Below are 484 nucleotides of genomic sequence, written 5' to 3' on the forward strand. Positions count from 1 at the left end.
CTCGCCGTTCCAGTGTGTAAAGGCGCCCGAGAAAGGCACCAGACCGCGGATGCGATTATAGATATCTCGCGAGCCCGCGCTCCAGTCGATCCGCTCATCCTCCCGGCTCAGATTGGGCGCATAGCTCGACAGGCTGTCATCCTGTGCTTCCGCAGGCACGGGGCCGGCAAGCAGACGGGGCATTTGCGCCTTCAGCAAATCTCTGCCTGCCAGACTCAGCTTCTCAAACAGGGTTCCCGAAGTGTCGTCATCCTCAATCGGAACTTCGACCTTCGCGATCATATCTCCCGTATCGAGCCCCTCCGCCATGTACATCAACGTCACGCCCGTTACGCTTTCACCGTTGATAATGCTTCTCTGGATAGGTGCCCCTCCCCGGTATTTCGGCAACAACGATCCATGCACATTCACGCAGCCCCGGGCAGGCAGATCCAACACGGCCTTGGGCAGAATCTGTCCATAAGCCGCCGTCACGATCAGCTCC

1 protein-coding gene is annotated in these 484 nt (G+C 58.9%); it reads right to left on the reverse strand.

Annotation, left to right across the window (positions count from 1 at the left end; all coding sequences use genetic code 11):
- A partial coding sequence (locus tag L692_RS0121220) for a methionyl-tRNA formyltransferase (protein ID WP_025702027.1) occupies positions 1 to 484 on the reverse strand: 484 nt, incomplete at both ends.

The organism is Paenibacillus forsythiae T98, assembly GCF_000520735.1.
In the GTDB taxonomy this organism is placed as follows: Bacteria; Bacillota; Bacilli; order Paenibacillales; family Paenibacillaceae; genus Paenibacillus_AQ; species Paenibacillus_AQ forsythiae.